This is a genomic window from Priestia sp. 40, from assembly GCF_049368575.1.
Lineage (GTDB): Bacteria > Bacillota > Bacilli > Bacillales > Bacillaceae_H > Priestia > Priestia zanthoxyli.
Map to the genome: position 1 here is coordinate 315,614 of NZ_JBMPZA010000005.1, position 25,054 is coordinate 340,667.

Sequence of the window (25,054 nt, forward strand, 5' to 3'; positions counted from 1 at the left end):
TCCTAAGAGGGTCATTAATTTATTAAACGACCTCTCTTAATGAGTAAAATTTATAAAAAGCTCCTCTGTTTTGAACTAACTCGTCCAAAGGTCCTTTTTCAGCAATTCTGCCACCTTCCATATAAATAACCTCATCGTATCTACGTAAAAGCTCAGGATTTAACTTATGAGTGATTGCAATAATTGTTAAATTATTAAAATTAAGAAGTTTATCTTCAATTGAATAACTTGTCTTTAAGTCCAAAGCAGAAGTACCTTCATCAATAACAAGAATTGGCTTATTTCTTATGAGACCTCTAGCTACCGCAATTCTTTGTTTTTGTCCACCTGATAAGTTTCCGCCACTTTCCCCTACATTGTTATCTAGACCTTGTTGATCTTTTATAAATTCAGTGACACCACTAATTGAAAGTGCCTGGTTTATTTGCTCTTCATTAAAATCCTCAAATAATAAAATGTTTTCTCTTATTGATTTGTTAAATAAGTAAATATTTTGATGAATTATTGAATATAATTTAGTTAATTCGGTAGTATCTAATTTAGTCAATTCTTCTTTATCCCACAAAATTTCTCCATTATATCCCTTATTCATACCTAAAATTAGTTTAATTAACGTCGATTTCCCGCAACCACTTTGCCCAATAATTACGTACTTTTTATTTTTTTCAATACTTAAGTTTATATCGCGAAGAACTTCATTTGTTCCCCGTATGAAAAACTAAGATTTTTTATTTCAACAGCATTATTAAAAGTAGCTTTCTTAACCTTGTTGCTATCGTCGCTGTTTTTATATACTAAATCTTTAAATTTCTTTACAATAGGCTTCACACTTTGAAGTTGGGGAATACTCATTGTAATGACCATAATAGGGTTAACAAAAGTGTTACTAAGTTGCACTAATGCAATTAAAGTACCTACCAAAACATTTCCTTGTAGTACCATATAAGATCCAATAGCTACCACAGAGAACATTGTAAGTAACCCTAGCACATCCGAGAGACTTTCATTTAATGCAATTGTTTTATCCGCTTGATATTTCTTTTCTACTACAACCTCATTTTCAGTTTCAAACGCTGAAAAACTTTTTTTAGTGACATTAAACGATTTTATTACACTGTAACCACCGAATAAGTCTTTAATTTTCGAAGTGTAATTTCCAATAGCAACAGAGAATATCTCCTGTTTTGTTTGTAATTCTTTACTAATAACAGTTGATACAACAGCCATTATTCCAAAGCATACTATTAATGCTATTAGCACAAGTGGACTTAACTTAATTAAAAGTATAATAGAGACCAAGAAGATGATAGAATTCTCCATTACATTTAATAAAGGGATAATATAGTTTTCCTCAATAATCTTTACATCATTAGTTAACATTGAGATATACTCAGCCGTATCATATTGTTCAAATTCGCTATAATCCCTGTGTAAAATCCCCTTACATAAATCTTTCCTTAAATCTCTGGTAATATTTTTAACCATTTTTTTACTACATAAATGATAAATGTATTTACTTATTCCCAATACTACTAAGTAGACGAATGAAAAGAGAATCATTTCTTTAAATTCTTGTGATGATCCTTTTGTTGCTGCGTTCACAATATCCTGTAAAATAATAGCTAAATAAACTGTTCCACCGGAGACAATAGCGCTAAATATAAAGGTAACTGCTAAAAGAATTTTGTGTTTTCTTAGATAGATCCCCATTGGGATTCCCCTCTCTCGTTCAATTAAGATGTCAAAAGTTATTTATTTAGTGAAGACCTATATTATAGGTCTTCACTTTTATTTACTCTTTTATTAATCTACTTCTGCAGCTACTAGAATTTCCTCATAGTGAGCCGTAGAGCCTTTTGTATCTATAATTGAACTAATTCTTTCAACGGTTTTTTCCTCCATTACATCTCGAACAGTGATAGTTACTTGTAACTCTTTCTCAATATAATTTAATAACCTAATAACTTTTAGAGAATGACCTCCTAAGTTAAAGAACGAATCATTAATTCCAACGTTCTCAACCGATAAGACCTTTTTAAATAATTGTATTAGAGTTTTTTGAGTCTCTGTTTTAGGTTCAATATATTCAGGATTAGCGTCAGCTACAGGATCTGGGAGTACTGCTTTATTAACTTTCCCATTCATTGTAGTTGGTATTTTATCCAATTGAACGATGTAACTTGGTACCATATAATCAGGCAATTGCTCAGAAACCTCTTTTTGTAATGATTTAACATCAATTTGTTCATTGGAGACAACATAAGCGCAAATATATTTTTCGTTATTTAACTCTTTTACTGTAACTACAGAATCCTGTATACTGCCTTTTGTTCTTAAAACTGTATTAATTTCTTGAATCTCGACCCTGAACCCTCGAATTTTTATTTGATCGTCTACTCTTCCTAAAAATTCAATTCTTCCTTGATTAGACCATCTAACTAAATCGCCCGTTTTATACATTTTGTTTCCATTTCCAAATGGATTTTGAACAAATTTTTCATCTGTTAATGTAAATTGATTTAAATATCCTAAAGTAACTGACTGACCTGTGACGCACAGCTCACCCACCATTCCTGTTCCACATATATTTCCAAATTCGTTAATTACGTAGAGTTTCGTGTTAGAAATTGGTTTACCAATTGGTATAATCTTATCGTTTTCACTCTCTGAAATTCGATGTGATGCAATAGTAACTGTAGTCTCAGTTGGACCATAGAAATGATACACATCTTTTAGCTTGTGTGTATTGGAACCAACTATTTGATTTACTTCCTCTAATGTTATTGGCTCAGCTGCAATAAATAGAGTATCGAATTGCGAAAGTAATTGATCACGATTCATTTCTTTAGCATAAACGATTACTTCTCTTAGTAAAGAAGGAATAAAAGTTATTTTATTTCCTGGGATAAGTTCTAATAATTCACCTGGTTTCTTTCTTTGAGTTTCATTAATTATTAGCAATTTCCCACCTGATAAAAGTGCAGGAAAAAGTTCCGCTGTATGCCCATCAAACGTAAAAGCAATTGTTTGAACCATTGTAGATTCGCTATTAAAATTACCATTTTTTATTTGCCACAAGGTGTGATTCAAGGAGTTACGATGACTTACCATAACACCTTTAGGATTTCCAGTAGTCCCTGATGTGAAGATGATATAAGCTAAATCATTAGGATTTATATTAGTATTTATTTCTTCTTGGTTTAGGGTTGGCATATTGCAAATCTCTAATTGTTTAATACTTCGAGAGATGTTATTTAAAATTAATGAACCTTCTCCGTGTAACATTACTTTGGCTTTTACTTCACTAATCATATATTGAATTCTTTTTATAGGTTGTTCTGGATCAATTGGTAAATATGCAGCCCCCGCTTTTAAAACTCCAAGAACAGCTACTACTAATTCTAAAGATGGTTTAGTTATTACCGGAATGATATCTCCTAATGTTATACCACTTTGTGTTAATGTAGCCGCTACAGAATTAGCTTTCAAATTTAATTCTTTATAACTTAAATATTGTCCGTCAAACTCCACAGCAATTTTGTCAGGATAAGCTCTCGCTTGCTTTTCAAATACAGAAACTAATGTTTCGTTGATTGGAAGCGAATCTTCAGTATTGTTGTATTCAATAAGAACTTTTTCTTCTTCTTCCGCTCCAAGATAATTTACTTTACTAAGCGTTAAGTTAGGGTTACTTATAATTTGATTTAGTAAGTTGATCATACGAGTAATTATTCTAACGACTTCCGCTTTTCCATACATATTTAAGTTATACATAATACTTAAATAAAAATCTGCTTGCCTCACAGCGCCTAACGATAAATTAAAGTTAGTTAATTCGCGTATATTTTGCAGTCTAAATGAATTATTTATATTCTCTGAATCATATTGCTCGTAATTCTCAAACGAAAATGCGTTCTTGAATAATTCATCGCCCATTTGTGATAACTTCTGAATTTCCGCTAGTGGATAATGTTCATATTGGGTAGTATTAATAGATTGTTCTTGAACTCTATTTAAAAGGGTTAATAATGTATCGTCCTTATTTAGGTTAACTCGTACTGGAACAGTATTGATGAACATACCCATCATAGTCTCAATACCTGTTAAATCAATATTTCTACCAGATACTACTTTACCAAATACAATGTCATTTTTATTTGTATATGCTGCTAAAGTTAGTGCCCACATAGTTTCAACAACAGTATTTATTGTGTAACCTTGATTAATACAGAATTTATCTAAGCCATTATATAATTCTGCAGGCAACTTATATTCCACTTTACCTACATCATCTATATCTCCACCGTCTGGATTTCCTTCAGGCTTAATAAGAATTTGATCCTCAAAATCTTCTATTAATTCTTTCCAATATTTACAAGATTCCTCGTTATTTCTATTTTCAGCTAGTAAAACATAATCTGAAAACGTAGTGTCTCCTTCTTTTTCATCCAGAAATAAACTTTCGTAGGATGCACCTTCTGTTAAACGTTCATAAACCTCAAATAATTCATTTCGTAATATACTGCTACACCAACCATCTAATATGATGTGATGAAATGTTATTAGCAGCTTATAGTCCTCTTCACCAAACTTAATGACCTTTACTCTTAATAAACTATCTTTTTCAAGATCAAAACCTCTTCTTATATCTTCTTTTTGTATTTCTTGAAATTTATTTAATTTGTCATCTTGAGATGTTAGCTCTATAAATTTAAACTCTAATTTTCTATCATTAAAGATAATCTGTCTTGGAACGGTTACTGAACGATACTCTATTGCCGTTCTTAGTACACTGTACTTACTAGCAATAATTTCAAGACTTTTATTTATTAAGTCAACATCAATGTTTTTTTCAGCACTATTGGTCATTTGAACAACATATTCAGATGAATCTGGACTACTTATTTTATGATATAGCATTGCTTCCTGCATTGAAGTTAAAGGTTGTATCTTCTCAACTTTCAAATCAAGTTCATTATATTTCTCTTTTACTTGTTCGAATTCATCGTTACCCCACTCATATTCCCCTAAATCAGAAGCCGTGTGATGGTTAACCTCTTGATTTTTACAGTATGTTACTACATTTTTCAGTTGCTCAATAAACTCATTCATTAGTTCACTAACAAAATTCGTAGTGAACACTTTTTCATCATAAGTAATCTCCATTCTTAGAACTTTATTGATTATAGAACCGTTAATAGTAATTGGTGTTCTAAAAGCATTTTGCATTGACTTATCTTTTGCTTTTTCTATATGACTGGTAGAAAAAGTACGATCTTGATAATCCTGTCCAAACTCACCTAAATAATTAAAGGTAATATCAGGATCTATATCATTAAATATCTCAGGAGATACACATTGCAGAATAAGATTACCCATACCGCGATTAGGTATTTTTCGAACCGTTTCTTTTACATTAATAATATCTTTAGCAATAGAAGTGCCCAAGTTCTCTAAAATCACCGGATATTCACTCGTAAACCAGCCTATAGTACGGTCATTTTTTACATCTTTATGGATACTCTCTCTACCGTGTCCCTCTACATTTATTGCAACAATAGAATTATCTGTTTGTTTTTGAATAGCTCGTGTAAGTCCTGTAATTAATATGTCATTTATTTCAGTATTATAGGCTTTTCCAGCGTCGTAGAGCATTTCGTTAGTATATTTTTCACTTAGTTCAATATTCATTGTGTTCAACTTAAACTCTAAGTTAAAAGGGCTTTTTCTGAACTTCCCTTCTGGTACCTTTGAATTTACATTTTTCCAATATGGTATTTCTTTTGCTAATTTATCGCTTTTCCCATATTCCCTTAAAGCTTGGCTCCACTCTTTAAAAGAAATAGTTTTTAATGGAAGTTCAATTGGTTTACCTTCCATTTGCATTTCATAGCCATCAATAAAGTCATTTATTAATATTCTCCAGGAGATGCCATCAATTGATAGGTGATGTATACAGAAGAACAAATAAGCCTTGTCAATACATTTAAAAAGTCCTACTTTAAATAGTGGGCCATTTTTTATGTTTATACTCTTCTGTATTTTCGCCGTTTCGTTTATGAAACTTTTAGTAAATTCATCTTCATCTTTAATATTTGTAAAATCAAATATACTAATTTCAAAATGCTTATCTTTCTCATAAGGAAGAATGCGTTGTGTTTTATTTGTATACACAGCTCGTAATAGATCGTGGTGTTTAACAATTTCATTTAAAACATTTTTTATATAACTTATATCAGGATCAACACTAGTTTCTAAAATATATGATTGGTTAAAATAATCCGGTTCATTAATACGCATTTTCGTGAAGAAAGTTTCCTGAATAGGGCTTAGCGAAGCTTCACCAGTAACCTCTCCTTGATTTATCTCTAAGTTATCAATGGACTTTACTTTCGTGTAGATCTTTCTCATAACCTTATTTTCAAGAATATCTTTTACTGATAGTTCGTATTTGCTTTGTCGTAGCTTAGAGATAATTTGAATAGCTTTAATAGAATCTCCACCAAGCTCAAAGAAATTATCATCTAGTGAAACATCTTTATTCCCTAATACTTCAGAGAAAATAGAAAGTATTTTATCAGAACCGACTTTTTTAAGTTTTTCCTTGTTTTCATTTATAAAATTTTCAATTAATTTTCTTTTATCTAACTTTCCTCCTGCTGTAAGCGGAAAACTATCAACTTTAATAATTTCATTCGGAATCATATAGCAAGGAAGATTCTTTTCTAGTAATTCTTTAACCTTACCAGCAAATTTAACTCTATCACCTAGATAAAAAGAGATGAATAACGGGGAACCTTGAGATTGATCATAGATAACTACGGCATCACTAATTCCCTCTATCTCACGAATTTTCGTCTCTACTTCTGCTAGTTCAATTCTATAACCGTTAATTTTGACTTGTTCATCTCCTCTTCCTAAAAGCTTAATTGTTCCATCTTCTTTCCAATAACCAACATCCCCTGTTTTATAAAGAGCTGTATCTGAAATATGCGAGAGAGTAACATATTTTTCGTTAGTTAAATCTGGTTTATTTAAATAGCCACGGGCAACTCCCGCTCCCCCTACATATAACTCCCCTTCATCACCAACAGCACACAGCTTATTATCTTTAAGAATATAGATTTTCCCATTTTTAATGGGGCTTCCAATCGTAACTTCCTCCAAAGATGATTCATTGTCATAAAAGAAAGCACTCGCAACTACTGTACCCTCAGTAGGTCCATATAGGTTTGCTATGTCTTTTACTTTATCAGGGCATAGTTCACTAAATTTAATAATTAAATCGGCAGGCAAAGGCTCTGCTCCAAGGTAAACCTTCTCAAATTTAGATAGTATATCTGTTTTATTAAATGTTTCTGCGTAATCTAAGACCGCTTTAAATAAACTTGGAATCATAAAGGCCTGTGCATTAACTAGATTATCTAAAATCTCTTCAGGATTAACTTTCTGGTTATTGTCTAATATACATATCTCACCACCAGCTGCAAGACAAGGGAAGATTTCAATTACTGATGCATCAAAGATAAACGAAGAGCTTTGTAACATCTTAGTCGTTCTGTTCATACTCCCAATATCTATCATCCAGTTCACCAAATTCACAACATTTTCGTGCTCTACCATTACTCCTTTTGGATTTCCTGTAGTACCCGAAGTGTATATGACGTAGCACAAGTCTGATATGCTTGGTTTTTCATTTAGGTTGTATCTAGGCTTTAAAAGTTCTGAATTCACTTCAATATATTTAATTGACTTAAATGTTTTTTTATCTTTTAAATTTTTAAAGCTTGAATCCACTAGTATGGTCTGTAGACTACTATCCTCAATCATATATAGTAACCTTTCATAAGGCTGGTTAGGATCCAGTGGCAAATATGAGCCACCGGATTTTAATACCCCTAAAATAGAAATAATTGTTTCAATAGAACGATTCATCATTATTCCTATAATGTTGTTACTTTTAACGCCGCTATCCTTTAATATGCGAGCAATACTATTTGCTTTTCCATTTAATTCAGAATAAGTAATTTGGTTATTCTTATAGGTCACAGCAATACCATTAGGATTCTTTTTAACTGTTGATTCAAAGTATTCTACAAAATTACCAGTAAAGTTATAGTTAAATCCAGTTTTATTAAAATTATTTTGCGTTTTTGCAATGTCATTACTATGCTTGTCCATCCCTTGTTCCTCTGTATGTTCCTTAACGCTCATTTTTTGTCCCCCCACAATTTCATTACTATAATATTCCCAATGATTTTCTTAACTTAAGACTAATTTAGACTGGAAAGATTCTTCTAATTTATCTAGAGTTTTTTGAATCTCTACTCCAATATCTTGTTTGCATCCCTCAAACACTGGATAAGTAACAATAAGTTGATCTTCAACGTCATTGATAAAAATTTCAGTTGATGTGAAATCCTCACCCTGACCAGATAACCATTTTTGCAACTCTTCAGGAGAAATGTCATATGCTCCTTGATAGTTAACAATTAGTACTTTAGAAAATAGATCCTGAATATCTTGCGCTCTATCAAAAATAATCTCTGAAAAGTTTATTTTCTTTTCTTTCTTTAACGATTGCGAGCATTCTACTCTCTTCTTAAGTACACCCTCTTCAGAAAAATTAATAGATGCAGGTACTAAGTCCAAAAAACACCCCAATGTTTCTGCATAATTACCATTCATATAGTTTCGTTCATCTTGAACAACTAATATAGGGTAAGTTTCATTCTCCATAAACTTAAGATCATTACGCTGCGCTATTACTTGAAGGATATATTCGATAATATTCCACGGGTTATCTCTATATTTTTTGAGAGTATTAACCCCTAATTTAAAAAGCTTATTTTTGTTGAATTGTAAGGTGTTATGACTTGTATTATTTAAAATGTTGTAGATTAGCTCTTTTTCGTTTGAAATCTCCCCAATAAAGCTACTGTTATCAATTAAGCTATTGGTTGTATTCAGTACTTCTTTTATATAGGAGTCATAAGATGTACTCTCTAGGATTTTATATGAAAAACCATTTAGTTTATTTCTGAGCTTTTCCTCAAAAATTTGTGAACTAGCTTTATCCCAAATACAATGGTCAATAATTAAATCAATTTGATATTTTGATTCAGTTAATCGACTTACAAATATATAAGATAAAGGGTTTTTAATGCCTGGAAAATATTCTTTTAAATTAATGTAATCAGCAATCCCATTAGAAATATTATCTTTTTGAATTTTATTTCTCATATCAATGTAAGGAATAAACCAAGAACCATTAAACTGATGTTCATTAATTTGTCTTTCTCCGTTCGAGAAAGAATATGAACTTCTCAACACGCTATGCTCTTCAATTATTTCTAAAATGGCTGCTTTAACGATTAATGACGGTCCTTCAAACAATAATGATAGTTGTTCATTAACAATTCCTGCACTTGTAGAGCAATAGAACTCTTGAATATTTGTCGGAGAGTACGTTTTTAATAGAGATCCCTTATAGTTCCGATTCTGTTTTTTAATCAGACTACTATAGTTAATTGAGCTGCTTTCTAATTGTTTATAGGATAATAATAATTTCAATTCATCTAATGTTTTACAACCTTTTGCATCTTGATATTTATCAAGCGGAGCAATAAAATCTATAAATATTTTTTTATGTTTTGAACTCATAAGGAGATTTACAATATTTTCGTACAATGTCTTTGTAAGATTCTCAACATAAAGTATTGTTAATATGTCATTGTTTACATTAAGTTCTTCTACCATAGATGATTTATTGTATTTATCTAATATAACTTGGCGAATATCCCTCTCTTGATGCGCCTTGTCTTCGGTAACATAATCAATAAAGCTAGAAATAGCTTGTACATTTTTATATTTTAATATTGTTCTTACATTTATTTCGCATCCTAAATTATTCAGCTTAGAGATTACTCTTATTGCTTTAATGGAATCCCCACCAATATCAAGGAAATTATCATCTGTACTTATCTCATTATTAGAAAGAACTTCTTGAAAAATACTGAACACTATTTCCTCTGTCTTAGATTTAGGGTACACTTTAGTACGTTCTTCATTTAATAATGGCTTTGGTAAGTTTTTTTTATCAACTTTTCCATTTAGTGTCTTCGGAATCTCATCAAGTTGAATAAGATGTGTAGGAACCATATAATGGTTTAATTTCCTAAACAAAAACTCTCTAAGGTTTGTAAGGTCAATTTGATTACCTGCAGTAAAATAGGCTACAATTTGTTCTGTCGCATTATCTTTATCTACAATAACCACAGCATCGACAACATCCTTAAATTGACGGATACATTTTTCTATCTCCAATAATTCTATTCTGAATCCTCTAATTTTCACTTGTTCATCTATTCTTCCTAATAACTCGATGTTTCCATCTTTTGTCCACCTTGCTAGATCACCTGTTTGGTATAATACTTCCCCTTTGTAATATGGATGCTCAATAAATTTCTCATTTGATAATTTTTCATTATTTAAATAACCTGAAGCAACTCCACGACCGCCAATAAAGAGTTCTCCTATCATTCCAATTCCTACTAATTGGTTTTGGTTCATAATTAAAGCAGTCGAATTGTCTATAGGCTTTCCTACTAAAATTCTTGGTTCATTATAGTTTTCATTAAACTCATATGTTGTACTACAAACCGTTGCTTCAGTCGGACCATAGCAATTCTGAATTCTAGGCTTATTCTTAATCTCTTTGGAAGTTTCGAAAAACTCAGAAACAACTTCTGAAGTTAATGCTTCACCACCCAAGGAAAGAGACTTCAGAGAATGTAATTTATCTAAAATGCCATTACTTCTTGCGTAATCTAATAATTCTCGATACATAGAAGGCACCATAATAATATGTGCATTATTAAAACAGCAAATTGTTTCATATGGATTGGCTTTTTGGTTATCTGATAAAATGCGCAATTTACCTCCAGCTAATAATATCGGGAATATTTCATAGACTGAACCATCGAAAATAAAAGCGAAATTTTGAATAAATATGCTACTCTCGTTAAGGCTTAAATGAGAAATTAACCAATTAGATAGATTTAGAACATTTTGGTGTTCAATTACTACACCTTTAGGATTTCCTGTAGTTCCACTTGTATATATGACATAAGCTAAATTAGTAGGATGTATAACGTTTAATGAGTTCTCTTCTAAATATCCAATATTATTACTCATAATTACGGAAGGTATGTTAACTAAATCATTAACAATTTCTTCACTGTTAGTTCCAATAACAACTAATTTTGCATTAGAATCATTTAGCATATAGTTAATTCTATCTTTCGGTTGTTTTCTATCTATTGGTAAATACGCTGCGCCTGCTTTAATAATTGCATAAATTGCAATAACCATATCACAAGATCTATCTGATATAAGCGCAACAACATCATTAGATTTGATACCTTTAGCTGTTAATTGATTGGCCAAATAGTTAGAGCGTGAATTTAACTGACCGTAGGTCAATTTTTGTCCTTCGCACTCAACAGCAATATTATTAGGAAATTCATTTACTATTCTCTCTAATCGTCCAACTATTGTTTCCTCTTTCACTGCATTGTCTAAAACGCGATTAAAACCGTTTAATATTATGTCTTTCTCAATGTCGCTTACAACATTTAATTCAGAAATCAATTTTTCAGGTGCATCAATAATGCTAAGAACTAGGTTTTTAAAATGATTTAATACTCTAGATATCTCTCCATAATTATATTTATTAGTTTGATACATTAAGTTTAAGAAAAGTTGTTTTTCAATTACGATAGTTAAAGCTAAATCAAAATTAGTTTGTTCACTTGCTTCTTCCATCTTCAGTTCATCCGGTTCTGAATTTTCTTCTACAAAATAATTCTCAAAGGCTAAAATAGTTTGAATCATTCCCGTACCTAAATTTGTTTCATTTTGAATCTCTGTTAATGACATATGATCATATTGACCACTATTTAGCGCTTGATTTTGTACATCTTGTAATAAGTCAGTGAACTTTTGATTTGGCTGGCTTTTAATTCGTACTGGAATTGTATTTATAAATAACCCAACCATTTGCTCAATGCCTGGAATATCTATATTTCTTCCAGAGACGACTTTACCAAATATTGAATCTGATACATTATTATATTTTTGAAGAAGAAGCCCCCATAATGCTTCAATTATTGTATTTACTGTTACATTGTAATCTTTACTTATTTTAACTAGTTTTTGTGTATCATTTTGGTTTAATGATAACTCGCAAGATTTAACATCTTCACTGTCATTTTCGGTTTTACCTTCTTCAATAATTGAAGTCTTTTCTTCCAAATCATCTAATAAATTTCTCCAGTATTTTGCGCTGCTTTTTCTTTTGTTAATTAATTCAACATAATCATAGAAACTTGCTTGAGGCTTAGAATTATCATCAATTCTCAGATTTTTAGTAGCCGCTTTATAGTATTTAATTAAATCACGTACAAGTATAGGTAGACTCCAACCATCCATAATAATATGATGTGCCGACATAATAATTTTATAATCTTCGTCATTCATCTTAATTACTGTTAAACGAAGTAAACTATCCTCTTCTAGATCAAATCCTCTGCCTTTATCTCTAATTTTAGTATCATTAAAAATATTTACTTTATCTCTACGGTCTGTTAAATCTAAAAAATTCAATTCCAAGTCACGTTGTTCAGATATAATTTGTCGTGGTACGCTTACTTTTTTATAAATAACACTTGTTTTTAGGATATTGTGCTTATTTGTTAATAAACTTAAACTCTCTACTAGAGAATTAGTATCCAATTTCTCAGGCCAAGTAAAGACAGTTTGCAAGAAATAGTTTGAGGATTGCCCATCCTCCATTTTGTGAAATAACATACCCTGCTGCATAGGCGTTAGAGGGTAAACCATCTCCAACTTTTCTCGTTTCTTACTTAAATGTTTAACACAATATTCAAAGTCCTTAATTTCCCATTCTGTCTCATTAAAATCTGAAGCAGTTTGTTCACTAACTTTCTTTGATAAACAATGCGATACAATGTCTTTTAATTGTTCTTTAAAAATACATTCCAAGTCGTTAATAAATGTAGGTGATATAACTCCTGAATTATAAGATGTACTTATTTCTAATTGTCCGTTAATTACTTCACAATTTATGCTTATAGGCGTTCCAAACATATTTTTAGGATCAATTTGTTTACCTGAACTTATGTTAACAGGGTAGAAATAATCATTATTTGCTACATCTGTTTGTTCACCAAAATAGTTTAAAGTAACAAGCGGCTGAGCACTATCTTTGTTTAAAAGGTTTAATTTTTTAGCTATTCCATATCCTATCCCGTGGTTAGGAACACGTCTTAACATTTCTTTGGTACGAATAATATCAAGTCGAATGTCTTCTCCTAAACCACTTAGGACAACTGGATAAATAGTGGTAAACCAACCGACTGTGCGATCTATTGTAAAGTTATTTAAAAATTCCGCTCTACCGTGGCTTTCCATATTTAAAGAGACGGTAGTATTACCTTTTATTTGCTGTATTGTTCGGAATAAAGATGCAAACAACAAATCTTTAACTTCAAGGTTATAAGCTAGCTTAGCCTTTTTAATTAAATTGGATGTTAACTCTTTTCCAATTTTTAATTCACTTTCTTTTATCCCCGTATCTACTAAATTTTTTTCATCATCATTTAATAGTTGGCTAGAATCAACACCTTTTTGTACCTGTTTCCAGTAATCCAACTCTGATACTCTTTCTAAGGATTGGAAATAAGTTTCTATATCTGTACTCCATCTCTTATATGACAAAGTTTTTTGTGGAAGTTTGACGTCTGAATTAATTAAATATCCTTTATAAAGACTGTTTAGGTCTTCTAAAATAATTTTCCAAGAGACATTATCTACAAGTAAGTGATGAATACATAACAATGCACCATTAAATGTAGGTGAGTTTATTGCGGCACATTTAATTAGTGGGCCATTCTCAATGTCTAAAGATGACTGCAAATCATCCCCTATATTTTCAATTTTCAAAAGGACTTCGTTAATATCTTGTTGTTCTAAATTCCACTCAGATACTAAAAATAAATTTTCCGCAGTTTCTGGCCGTACATACTGTTTACCTTTTATATAGTGTGCTCTTAATTGATCGTGATGTATTAATAACGCTCTCAAAGCCTCTTTTAATACCACAACATTAATATTATTTTTACTTTCCAAAACAATACTTTGGTTAAAATGATGAGGATTTTCTAGTTTAGAATTAAAGAATTCATACTGAATTGATGTTAAAGGTAATTGACCAACGACTACTTCATCTAACGCTTGAATATCCTCTAACTTTTGTAAAGTTAGCGCAATCTTCTTAACAGTTTTATTCTGCATAATATTTTTTACGGTTGCGCTGTATCCTTTCTCTCTTAACTTGGAGACAATTCTAATAGCTTTAATTGAATCTCCTCCTAGTTCAAAGAAACTAGTGTTAATACCAATTTGTTCAACTCCTAGAATTTCTGAGAACACCTCACATAAATCTTTCTCTATAGGGTTAGTTGGCTTCTCATAATTAGAAGACTTATTTACACTAAGTTGACCTAGGTATTTTTTATTTATTTTTCCATTTGGAAGTAGCGGCAATGCATCTAATTTAATAATAAATTCAGGTACCATATATTCAGGTAATTTCTTTAAAAGCTTGTCTTTAATTGCTAGATTATTTGTTTCGCTATCGCTCGTAAAATACGCTACTAAAAAGTCATTGTTCGGATCTTTTTTTCTAACAACTACCGCATCATTTATTACTGCTATATCTTTTAAAGCCGCCTCAATTTCTTGCAGTTCTACTCTAAATCCTCTTATTTTTACTTGTTCATCCATTCGGCCAACTAATTCAATTTCATCGTAATAATTTATAAATCCAATATCACCAGTTCTATAGATTAATTCATCATTTAGAGCTGGACAACGTACAAATGATGCTTCTGTTAATTTCTTATTATTTAAATATCCCTTTGAAACTCCCGGTCCACCAACACAAATTTCTCCTAAAACACCTTTAGCGCAAAGTTCATTTTTATTTAAGATATAGACTTTATAATTTGAAACTGGTTTACCAATTGGTATACTGTCTAAATTTGTACCTTCACTTAATTGGTACGAAGTCGAAGTAATAGTAGCTTCTGTAGGTCCATAAAAATTCCAAAGCTTTGATAAATTGCTTCCCTTTGTTGATCTGTATCTTCTAATCAGGTCACCTGATATCTTTTCTGCTGCAAGATTCAATCTTTCAAAAGAATTTAAGGTATCTTCCATCTTATTATCAATAGCATATTCCATTAAAGCTCTAAACATTGACGGTAAAAATGTCACTTGGGCACCTGGTAAAAGTTTTAATATTTCTTCAGGTTCCTTTTTTTTCTCAGAATCTATGAATAGGAGTCTAGCTCCTGATAGTAAGGCAGAGAAAATTTCTAACGCAGATCCATCAAAAATAAATGGTGTATTTTGAATATACTTTGTCTTACTCGATAATTTTGATTCAGCTATATGCCAATACACTTGATTAATAATATTTCGATTAGTAACCATTACTCCTTTTGGATTCCCTGTAGAGCCAGAAGTATAAATAACGTACGCTAAGTCATTTCTCAAAATATTTCGTTGCACCGAGATATCACTTTTACCTTCTAATTTATTAAAGTGAAAGATATTTTCATCACTTAAACCAGTTATTTCTGACTCGAATTTATCTACAATGATAGCATCCATATTACTGTCTTTAATAATATAAGATAGGCGCTCTACCGGTATGTTTGGATCTAATGGCAGGTAAGCTGCACCTGTTTTTAATACTCCAAGAACTGCAGCTATTGTATTCATAGAAGAGTGGGCTATTATGCCAACAATTGATCCAGTAGTTACCCCTTTATTTGATAATTTCAAGCTAATATAGTTTGCTTTTTGATTTAACTCTGAATAAGTTAAGCTTTCGTCTTCAAATTCAACTGCTATATTACTTTCGTTTGTTCTAAGGTTATCTTCAAATATGTCAATTAGTGATTTATTAGAAGGAAAAGGAGCTTCATTACATAGTCCCTGTCTCAAATATGTCTTCTCTTCTTCTGTTATATATTCGAGTTTAGAAATAGAACATTCAGGATTTATTAATATATTATTTAACAAAGTTTCAAATTGACCAGCCATTCGTTTAATTGAAACTTCTTTAAATATGTCTGTACTGTATTCCCAGTACAGGCTATAAGATTCATCATCTTTATTAATCATTAATGTTAAATCGAATTTAGCGGTTTTATACTTGTGACTGAGATCTGTTAACATAGCATCACCCAGTTTTAAATCAGACTCAGCCCCATTTTGTAAGCCGAACATTATATCAAAAATGGGATTTCTTGATGTGTTTCTTTCAATATCAAGCTCTTTTACTAACTCATCAAAAGGATAATCTTGGTTTTCATACCCTTGAAGACACTTAGATTTGATAGATTCTAAGAAATCTAAGAAAGATTGTTCTGGTGCTAATTCACCTTTTATTGCTAAGGTGTTAACAAACATACCTAACATATCCTGGGTATCTGGATGTGTTCTACCTGCTATGGGTGTACCTAAAATAATTTCTTGTTGATGGGAATACTTATGCAATAAAGCCATAAACGCAGCCATAAACACCATATATTCCGTAGCTTTAGTCGTTTGACAAAAATCTTTAATTAGCAAAGTATGTTCTTTTTTTAATTCTATGGTAAAACTATCTCCCTTATTGCTTCTCCAGGCTGGTCGTTGGAAATCTGTTCTTAGTTCTAAAGGTGTTATTTCCTTTCCAAATTCACTTAACCAATATTGCTTTTGAGAGTCCAAATTTCTTTTGTACTCCCAAGAACTATAATTTTTATATTGCGCTTTGAGTGGTGGTAAGGGAAAGTCATTATATAACTTTCCCAATTCATCAAAGATTAGAGCTAGGGATTCACCATCACAAATAATATGATGTATATCAATTAGCAAGTAATTATCTTCAGTAGTTAAGTTCTTTACGACTTTCATTCTCATTAATGGCGCCTTATTTAAATCAAAAGGTTTTACAAAACTCTTTAAGATTTCTTTCTCATCTACACCTTGCACCTCTTCGAAAATAACTTTAGCTTCTACATTTTCTTCTACAACCTGAATAAAATTATTTTTCGAGTGCATAAAATGAGTTCTTAACAACTCGTGTCGTTCACACAACTTCTTAAATGATCTTTCCAAAGTATCTAAATTTAGCTGTCCATCAACTTTTAGTAATGTAGGGACATTATAAGAGATACTGTTTTCCTGTAAGGTCTCTAATGCATATATGCGTTTTTGGGCCGAGCTCATTCTGTATTTATGGTTCAAAATTTGCACCTCTTTTTACCGTAATTTCTATTAAACCAGTTCTTCAACATCTTCATCTTCTAAGCTACCCCAATTAACTTCCAAATCATTACACGTCTCTTTATCCTTAATTAGTTTGCTAATCTCCCTAACTGTTCGCTTATCAAAGATCTCTGCAACTTTTAATTGAATATTCGTTTCCTTTTCAATCATAGCGATTAGACGAACGGCTTTTAAAGAATGTCCACCTACCTCAAAGAAATCGTCATCTAAGCCAATAAAGTTTCCACCAAGTGTGTCTTGAAATACCGCTAGTACCACTTTTTCTATCTCATTTGTGGGTTCACTCGTTTTATTAAGTGAAACAACTTCTGGTATTTCTAATTTTTTAAAGTCAATTTTTCCATTTGAATTCATTGGAAGGGATTTAACAACACTAATGTGTGTAGGAACCATATAGCTTGGAAGCTTAGCTTTTAATTCTTTATATACTTCCTCTTCTGTTATGTTGTCACTCTGTACATAGACACATATAATTTTTTCCTCTTCTTTTGTTTTTAATGTTACAGCTACATCGGTTACATCAAGGTTTTCTCTAATATTAACTTCTATTTCGCTAAGTTCTATTCGGTAGCCTCTTAATTTAATTTGATTATCAATTCGTCCTAAGTAGGTTATAGTACCATCCGGCATCCATTTTCCAACATCCCCTGTGCGATAAAGTTTTCCTTCTCCGAATGGATTAGGTACAAACTTCTCATTTGTTAATATATCTTGGTTTAGATATCCATCTGTTATTCCACTACCAGATACACAAATCTCTCCAGGAGAGTTAATGCCACAGAGTTGATTATCATTAGATAAAATATAGACCTGCGCATTTGAAATTGGTTTTCCGATTGATACATTGTTTAATTCTTCTCCACTTATTTTAAAATAAGTGCAGCATACGGTTGCTTCGGTTGGTCCATAGGTATTGTATACCTCGGCGTTTTGAATCAAATTATCGTAGTAACTAGGTTTAATTTCTTCTCCGCCGCTAATATACGTTCTTACGGATTTTGTTTTATTTAATTTATTAATTTCTTTTAGAGCTAGCGGTGAACAACTTATTATGTTTACTTCTTTTTGATTGACGTAATCACATAATTCTTCAAAGTCAATACCATAGAGCTTTGGATAAATGCTCACTGTCCCACCAAAAGAAAGGGTTGGAAAGACTTCTTCAATAAACATATCGAAAGTATAGGTTGCTTGTTGCAAGAAATTAGTATTTTCGTCAATAGAAAATTCTTCTTTAACCGCATAGACATAAGCAAGGATATTGCTGTTTTTTAACATAACTCCTTTAGGCTTACCAGTAGTTCCAGACGTATAAAGTATAGTTTGCAAATCTTCAGGATAATAAGCCCTTTCAAATACTAGAGTTGTATCAGCTACATTAGAATTTGTTAACATTGATTCGACTCTTAGTGATACGAAGTCATTGACCACATATTCTTCATTAGAAAGTATTATATTCGCTCCACAATCCTTAAGAATTAAGTCAATACGCTCATTTGGGTAATTTGGATCTAACGGTACATAAGCAGCTCCTGTTTTAAGTATGCCTAGTATTGAAATAATCATTTCAGGAGAGTTTTGCAAAATTAAGGCTACAATACCTTTTCGATTGATACCTCTCTGGTAAAGCTGATTAGCAATAATATTAGATTTTTCGTTTAACTCTTTATATGTCAGTTGAATATCGTTATATACCACCGCTATCTTTTCAGGATTTAAACTAGCGTTCTCTTCAATTAGCTGGATAATTGATTTATTTTTGTCAAAATCCAGTGCGGTATTATTAAAGGTTTTTAAGATAGTCTTTCTTTCGCCTTCAGTAATAACCTGTATATCTTTCATTTGAACATTCGAATTATGAACAATTTGATTTAATATATTTTCAAGCCTACCAATTAAAACTTCTGCCTCTAATTTTTGATATTTATTCTGATTGTATAAAAGGTCAAAAGTTAAAGTATCGCTAGTGTCTATTGATAAAGTTAAATCATAATTAGTTTCCTCTCTAACACTGTCTAATACAGGAGATAAACCCGTGTCACTTTGATTAGTATTATCAGCGACATAATAGTTTTCAAAAATAATTAGAGTTTGAATTAGTTCTGATCCTAACTCCGTTAAATTTTGAATGTCTGCTAAAGAGGTATATCCATTTTCCATAGAATCTAAAGCCTGTTTTTGTAGTTTATTTAATACTTCTATAGCTAAATCAGTTGACTGATTTAATAGACGAACTGGAATTGTATTAATAAACAAACCTATAACTTCATCAATATTTTTAACTATACTATCCCTACCAGATACAACTTTTCCAAATACAACATCGTTTGATGAATTGTAGCTTTGAAGTAAAATACCCCAGGCCAATTCTATAACAGTGTTAAGAGTACTGTTATTTTTTTGCGCATAATCTTTGATAGATTTAAATAAAGAAACTGGTAAAGAATGCATTATCCGATCTATGCTGGTTTCTTGAGTTTTAGATTGAAGTACCGGCTTAATAGTATTTGCCCCGCTAAAATCATTTAATAGGCTTCCCCAATAATTAATTGACTTTTCCGTATCTTTATTACGAATAATACGAACATAATCTTCAAATGTACCTTGATCCTTATGTTCATTTTTCTGTTTAAATTCTTCAGGAGAGTTGGTTAATCTATTATATATGTCTAACAAATCATTCATTAATACAGACATACACCAACCATCCATAATAATATGGTGAAATGTCATTATTAACTTAAACTCTTCTTCCGACTGTTTTACAAATGCAAACCTAATTAAACTTTCTCTTTCAAGATTAAAGCCACGTATTAAATCATCTTTTGCTATAGATTTAAATAAAAGTTTACTGTCATTAGTATCTGAAATGTCTATATGGCTAAATTCTATCTCTTTGTTTTTAAGTATCACTTGTCGCGGCTCGCTTAATTGGGAACTAAAAATATTCGTTTTTAAAACCTCGTGCTTTTCACTTAATAATTGCAGCGCTCTTTTAAATGTATTTATATCTATTGACTTATCCGACTTAAAAATTCCTTGTACAACGTAACTTTCATTACTTTCATCTTGCAATGTATGAAATAAAATTCCTTCTTGCATTGGCGTTAATGGGTACATACGTTTTATAAATCCATTAGTATTTTCTACTTTTTTCTTAATATCATTAAATTCACCAACTGACAGATCCAGTTCCCCATAGTCAGACGGAGTCTTAATAATATCTGCTTTTATTGAACAATGCTTCACTACATTTTGTACCTCATTGTCAAATCTATTTATTAAACATTTAATAAACTCTGTTGTAAAGCGTGAAAGGTCAAACGATACTGAAAAGCGTAATTCACCATCCACGATAATGCCGTCTATTGAAATCGGCGTTCCAAATACATTTTTAAAGGATATAGGATGAGCATATTTAAGTTCACTAACCACAAAATTTTCGTCATTTTTATGTTTTTGTTGTTCTCCTAGATAATTAAACGTGATGTCTGGTGTAGCTTGTTGTGACAATACCTCTTTATAATTACTTTTCAAAATTTGATAACCTATTCCGTGATTTGGAACACGTTTAAGTGTTTCTTTAACATTTATAATATCTTGTTGAAGGTCTCTTCCAATTTCGCTTACAACTACAGGGTAGATATTTGTAAACCACCCCACAGTCCTTTCAACCATTAAGGATGATAAGGCGTTCTCTCTCCCGTGCGTTTCTAAACTAACTGCAGCTATATTATTGTTATTAATTTTTGCTATTGTTCTAAATAAGGAAGTAAGTAACAAATCTTTCACTTCAGATCCATATGGTTTAATTGATTTATAAACTAAATTAGAAGTAACTTCTTTAGAAAAACATAGATCAATTTGATGAAGAAAAACAGATTTGTATTCTTTGGAACTAAGTTTAAACTTGCTCTTGCTTAGATTAAGATCAACCTTTTTCCAATAGGGTAATTCTTTTTTTATACTGAACTCCGTTGTCAATTTAGTTTGTTTCTCCACCCATTTTTTGTAGGAGTCAGTCTTGTTTGAGATGTTCTTTTCTTTTCCGCTTAACAAGGAGCTATATATATCATTTAGGTCATCTATAATAATTTGCCAAGAAACGCTATCCACTACTAAATGATGAATTGTTATGAATAAATAATCTGATTCATTAGTTGCGAAATGTCCTATTTTAACTAATGGACCACTATTTAATTTAATAGAACTTGTAATCTCTAACGTTTTATCTAAAAATAATTCATTGAATTCGTTTTTTGTTTGAATGGCTGATAGATCAAACTCGATGAGTTCATATAAATTCTCTGCATCTGGTGATTTAATTATCTGTTTTCCATTATTAAAAGTTGCGCGTAACATATCGTGATGTTGAACTATCTTAGAAAATGCCTTCCTTAGCATAATTGTGTTAATACTTTTCTTAGATTCTAGAACTATTGATTGATTAAAGTGACCAGGCTCGGGTAATTCACTTTCCATAAAGTTATTCTGAATTAAAGAAAGGTTTACTTCTCCTATCACTGCCTCTTGAAGAGTACGATCAACATCTAAAATTTTAATACCGTCTATAATATTTTCTATTTTCCTACGCTCCATAATCTCTCTCAAAGTTAAAAGGTACCCTGCTTCTCTCAATTTCGCTATAATTCGAATCCCTTTTATTGAGTCTCCACCTAATTCAAAGAAATTATCTTTTACTCCTACTCTTGTTCCGAGCACATTTGTAAAGATGTTTATAACAACCGTTTCAAGCTCATTACGAGGTGCTACATAACTTTCGCTTGATTGAAAAACAGGAGCAGGAAGTTTACCTTTATCAACTTTTCCATTGCTTGTTAACGGTATACTTTCAACATCAATTATAAAAGTTGGAACCATATAATCAGGCAAAAAATTCCCTAGCATATCTTTTATATCTTTTTCAGAAGAGTTATTACCCACTAAATAAGCGCAAAGGAAGTCGCCTTCGTTCAAGTTTTTTATATGTACGCTGACCCCACTAATAGTTAACTCATTTTTTAGGATTTTTTCAATTTCTTCTAGATTAATACGGAATCCCTTAAGCTTTGTTTGATCATCCATTCTGCCACAATAGATTAAATTACCATCAGAGCGTTTATAAACAAGGTCTCCAGTAGCATACATTTTGGCTTCTGGAATAAATGGATTTTCAACAAACTTTTTATTAGTAAGCTCTGGGTTGTTGAAATACCCATAGGCTAAACATTCTCCAGATATATAAAGTTCTCCCACTACACCATATGGTTGATGCTTTAAATCAGAATTTAAAACATACAACTGTGTATTATTTATTGCGCGGCCAATAGGAACTAACATATCATCATTATTTAAGTTATATTCGTGAGTAGCACAGCCAATAGTTGCTTCAGTTGGACCATATTCATTAATAATGGAAATTGGATGTTTTACTTTCAATGTCATTTCCTTAGCGGTTTGTACAGTTAGCTCTTCCCCGCCTACTATTAAAGTATGGAATATTGCATTTTCAATATCCAATTGACTTACAATTTTCATATGAGAAGGAGTTAATTTTAAGATAGTAACTTTGTTATCCTTAACTAAATCTATTAATGCTGAAGCATAATCTTTTGAAGAATAGATATGCATTGTTAAACCTGAAACTAACGGTAAAAAGACTGAAGTTATTGTCAAATCAAAAGAAAGCGGAGAATAGAATCCAAATGCGTCATCCTTAGTTTTTATGTACTTTTGTTGTCCCCATTCTAAATAATTCAATAAGCTACTTTCCTTAATAGCTACACCTTTCGGTTTGCCAGTAGAACCAGAGGTATAAATAACATACATCAACATATCTTCATCCCTTGGGATACTTGACTCTTCATTAGGAATTTTAGAGAAATCAATTTCCTTATAATGAAGAATTTCTCCACGTAAGGAAGCAAAATTAAATTCTTCTAAATTAGAAATTAATAAACTCGCTTTACTATTTTCCAAAATATAATTAATTCTGTCCTTTGGGAGGTTAGGTTCAATCGGTAAAAATGCTGCACCAGATTTCAGAACACCAAGAATTGTTACGATTGTTTCAAAAGATCTATCAAACAACAAGGCCACTATTGATTCAGGCTTAAGTCCCTTTTTAATTAGTTTTGTTGATAATTTATTTGAGAATTGATCTAATTCTAAATACGACATTGAAAGATTACCCATTTTAAGGGCTGAATTATTCGGAATATTTTGAACATTGTTGTTAAATGCATCTAATATTGAACCATTCATTTTTGTTCGCGGTTCTTTTGTAACGTTATCAAACAATAACGTATACTCCGCTTCATTAACCATATTAATAGTTTCCAAATTATCTGAAGGCGTTACTATTACATTTTTTATAAATTTTTCAAACAGCTTATCTATGTATGCGATAGTAGACTCTTTAAATAACTCGTTACAGTACTCCCAACTAAATTCATAACCTGATTCAGAAGCATCAATTGTTAAAGTTAAATCAAACTTAGAAACTGGATAATCAACATCTTTTATTTCAGTAAGTTCGTTTCCATTTAAAATATATTTTTTGTCTTCAGAATTCTGAAATACAAACATAATATCAAATAGAGGGTTTCTTGAGACGTCTCTCTCTACTTTTAGCTTTTCGACCAATTCTTCAAATGGATATTCTTGGTGGTCAAAAATTGAGTAAATTTTATCTTTCATTACTGACAACAAGGAAGTAAATGATTGACTTTTATCAATTCTGCTATTTACAGCGAGCGTATTAACAAACATCCCAACCATATTATGAGATTCCGGATGTGTACGATTCGCTACCGGAATCCCCACAGTTATGTCATCCTGCGAATTGTATTTACTTAAAAAAGCCATAAATGCTGATAATAACATCATAAATTCTGTAGTGTTGTTTTTATGACAAAACTCTCTTACTAACTTACTTAACTCATAGTTTGGTGCTTTATGTATTGTCTTCCCATTAATACTTTTCCACTTCGGCCGGTTAAAGTCTGTTTTTAAATCAACAATTGGAGGAAGTTCGGAAAATTCTTTTAACCAAAAATCCTTGTGAGCCGACATATCTTTAGAGTTTTGCCAAGCAGCAAAATCTTTATACTGAATTTTATTCTCCTTAAGGCTTTCTCCCTTATATAAAGAAAGTAACTCATTCACAAAAATATCGACTGAAATTGCATCACAAATAATGTGATGGAAATCAAACATTAGCAATGAACTCTCTTCATTCTCTTGCACTTTTAAGCGCATTAAGGGAGCCTTTGTTAAATTAAATGGCTGTAAAAATTCTTTGAAAGACTCTTGAACACCCTTGGTTAAGTCAAGATCTACCTCTAATTTGACAGCCACTTCTTCTTGAACAATTTGGTAAAATTTATCTCCATTATTTGCAAATGTAGTACGGAGTAACTCGTGTCTTTTACACAACTCATTAAAAGATTCATTTAATCTTTTTAAATCAAATCGTCCAGGGAAAATTAGAACTTTAGGGGTGTTATAAGAAATATCATTTCCTTGCAACTGGTTTATAATGTAAAGACGCTTTTGATTATTACTCATATAAAATTTTTTTGCCACGATAATTTCTCCCTTAAGATTTATTTTCTAGTGCAACTGT

5 protein-coding genes are annotated in these 25,054 nt (G+C 31.3%); all 5 read right to left on the reverse strand.

Annotation, left to right across the window (positions count from 1 at the left end; all coding sequences use genetic code 11):
• Positions 1-22: 22 nt before the first annotated feature.
• The 5 genes from ACO1DI_RS02685 to ACO1DI_RS02705 all read right to left on the reverse strand — a co-directional run bounded on the left by ACO1DI_RS02685 (position 23) and on the right by ACO1DI_RS02705 (position 25,014).
• Positions 23-712 (reverse strand): ATP-binding cassette domain-containing protein, encoded by a 690-nt coding sequence (locus tag ACO1DI_RS02685; RefSeq protein ID WP_423145245.1) that lies wholly within the window; start codon positions 710-712, stop codon positions 23-25.
• The gene (locus ACO1DI_RS02690) at positions 679-1,710 is read right to left on the reverse strand and encodes an ABC transporter transmembrane domain-containing protein (protein ID WP_423145045.1); all 1,032 of its coding nucleotides are present in this window, start codon (positions 1,708-1,710) and stop codon (positions 679-681) included. The genes ACO1DI_RS02685 and ACO1DI_RS02690 overlap by 34 nt, the downstream gene beginning before the upstream one ends.
• Positions 1,711-1,803: 93 nt before the next feature.
• Positions 1,804-8,214, reverse strand: coding sequence for a non-ribosomal peptide synthetase (locus tag ACO1DI_RS02695; protein ID WP_243556251.1), 6,411 nt, complete (start codon positions 8,212-8,214; stop codon positions 1,804-1,806).
• Between the two features lie 48 nt (positions 8,215-8,262).
• Positions 8,263-17,385, reverse strand: a complete 9,123-nt coding sequence (locus tag ACO1DI_RS02700) for an amino acid adenylation domain-containing protein (protein WP_423145046.1) — start codon at positions 17,383-17,385, stop codon at positions 8,263-8,265.
• 30 nt (positions 17,386-17,415) lie between these two features.
• On the reverse strand, positions 17,416-25,014 hold the full coding sequence (locus tag ACO1DI_RS02705; protein ID WP_423145047.1) for an amino acid adenylation domain-containing protein: 7,599 nt from the start codon (positions 25,012-25,014) through the stop codon (positions 17,416-17,418).
• Positions 25,015-25,054: the final 40 nt, after the last annotated feature.

Excerpts from the sequence above, each read along its gene's own strand:
- ACO1DI_RS02690 (WP_423145045.1), bottom strand. The coding sequence starts at position 1,710 with ATGGGGATCTATCTAAGAAAACACAAAATTCTTTTAGCAGTTACCTTT.
- ACO1DI_RS02695 (WP_243556251.1), bottom strand. The coding sequence starts at position 8,214 with ATGAGCGTTAAGGAACATACAGAGGAACAAGGGATGGACAAGCATAGT.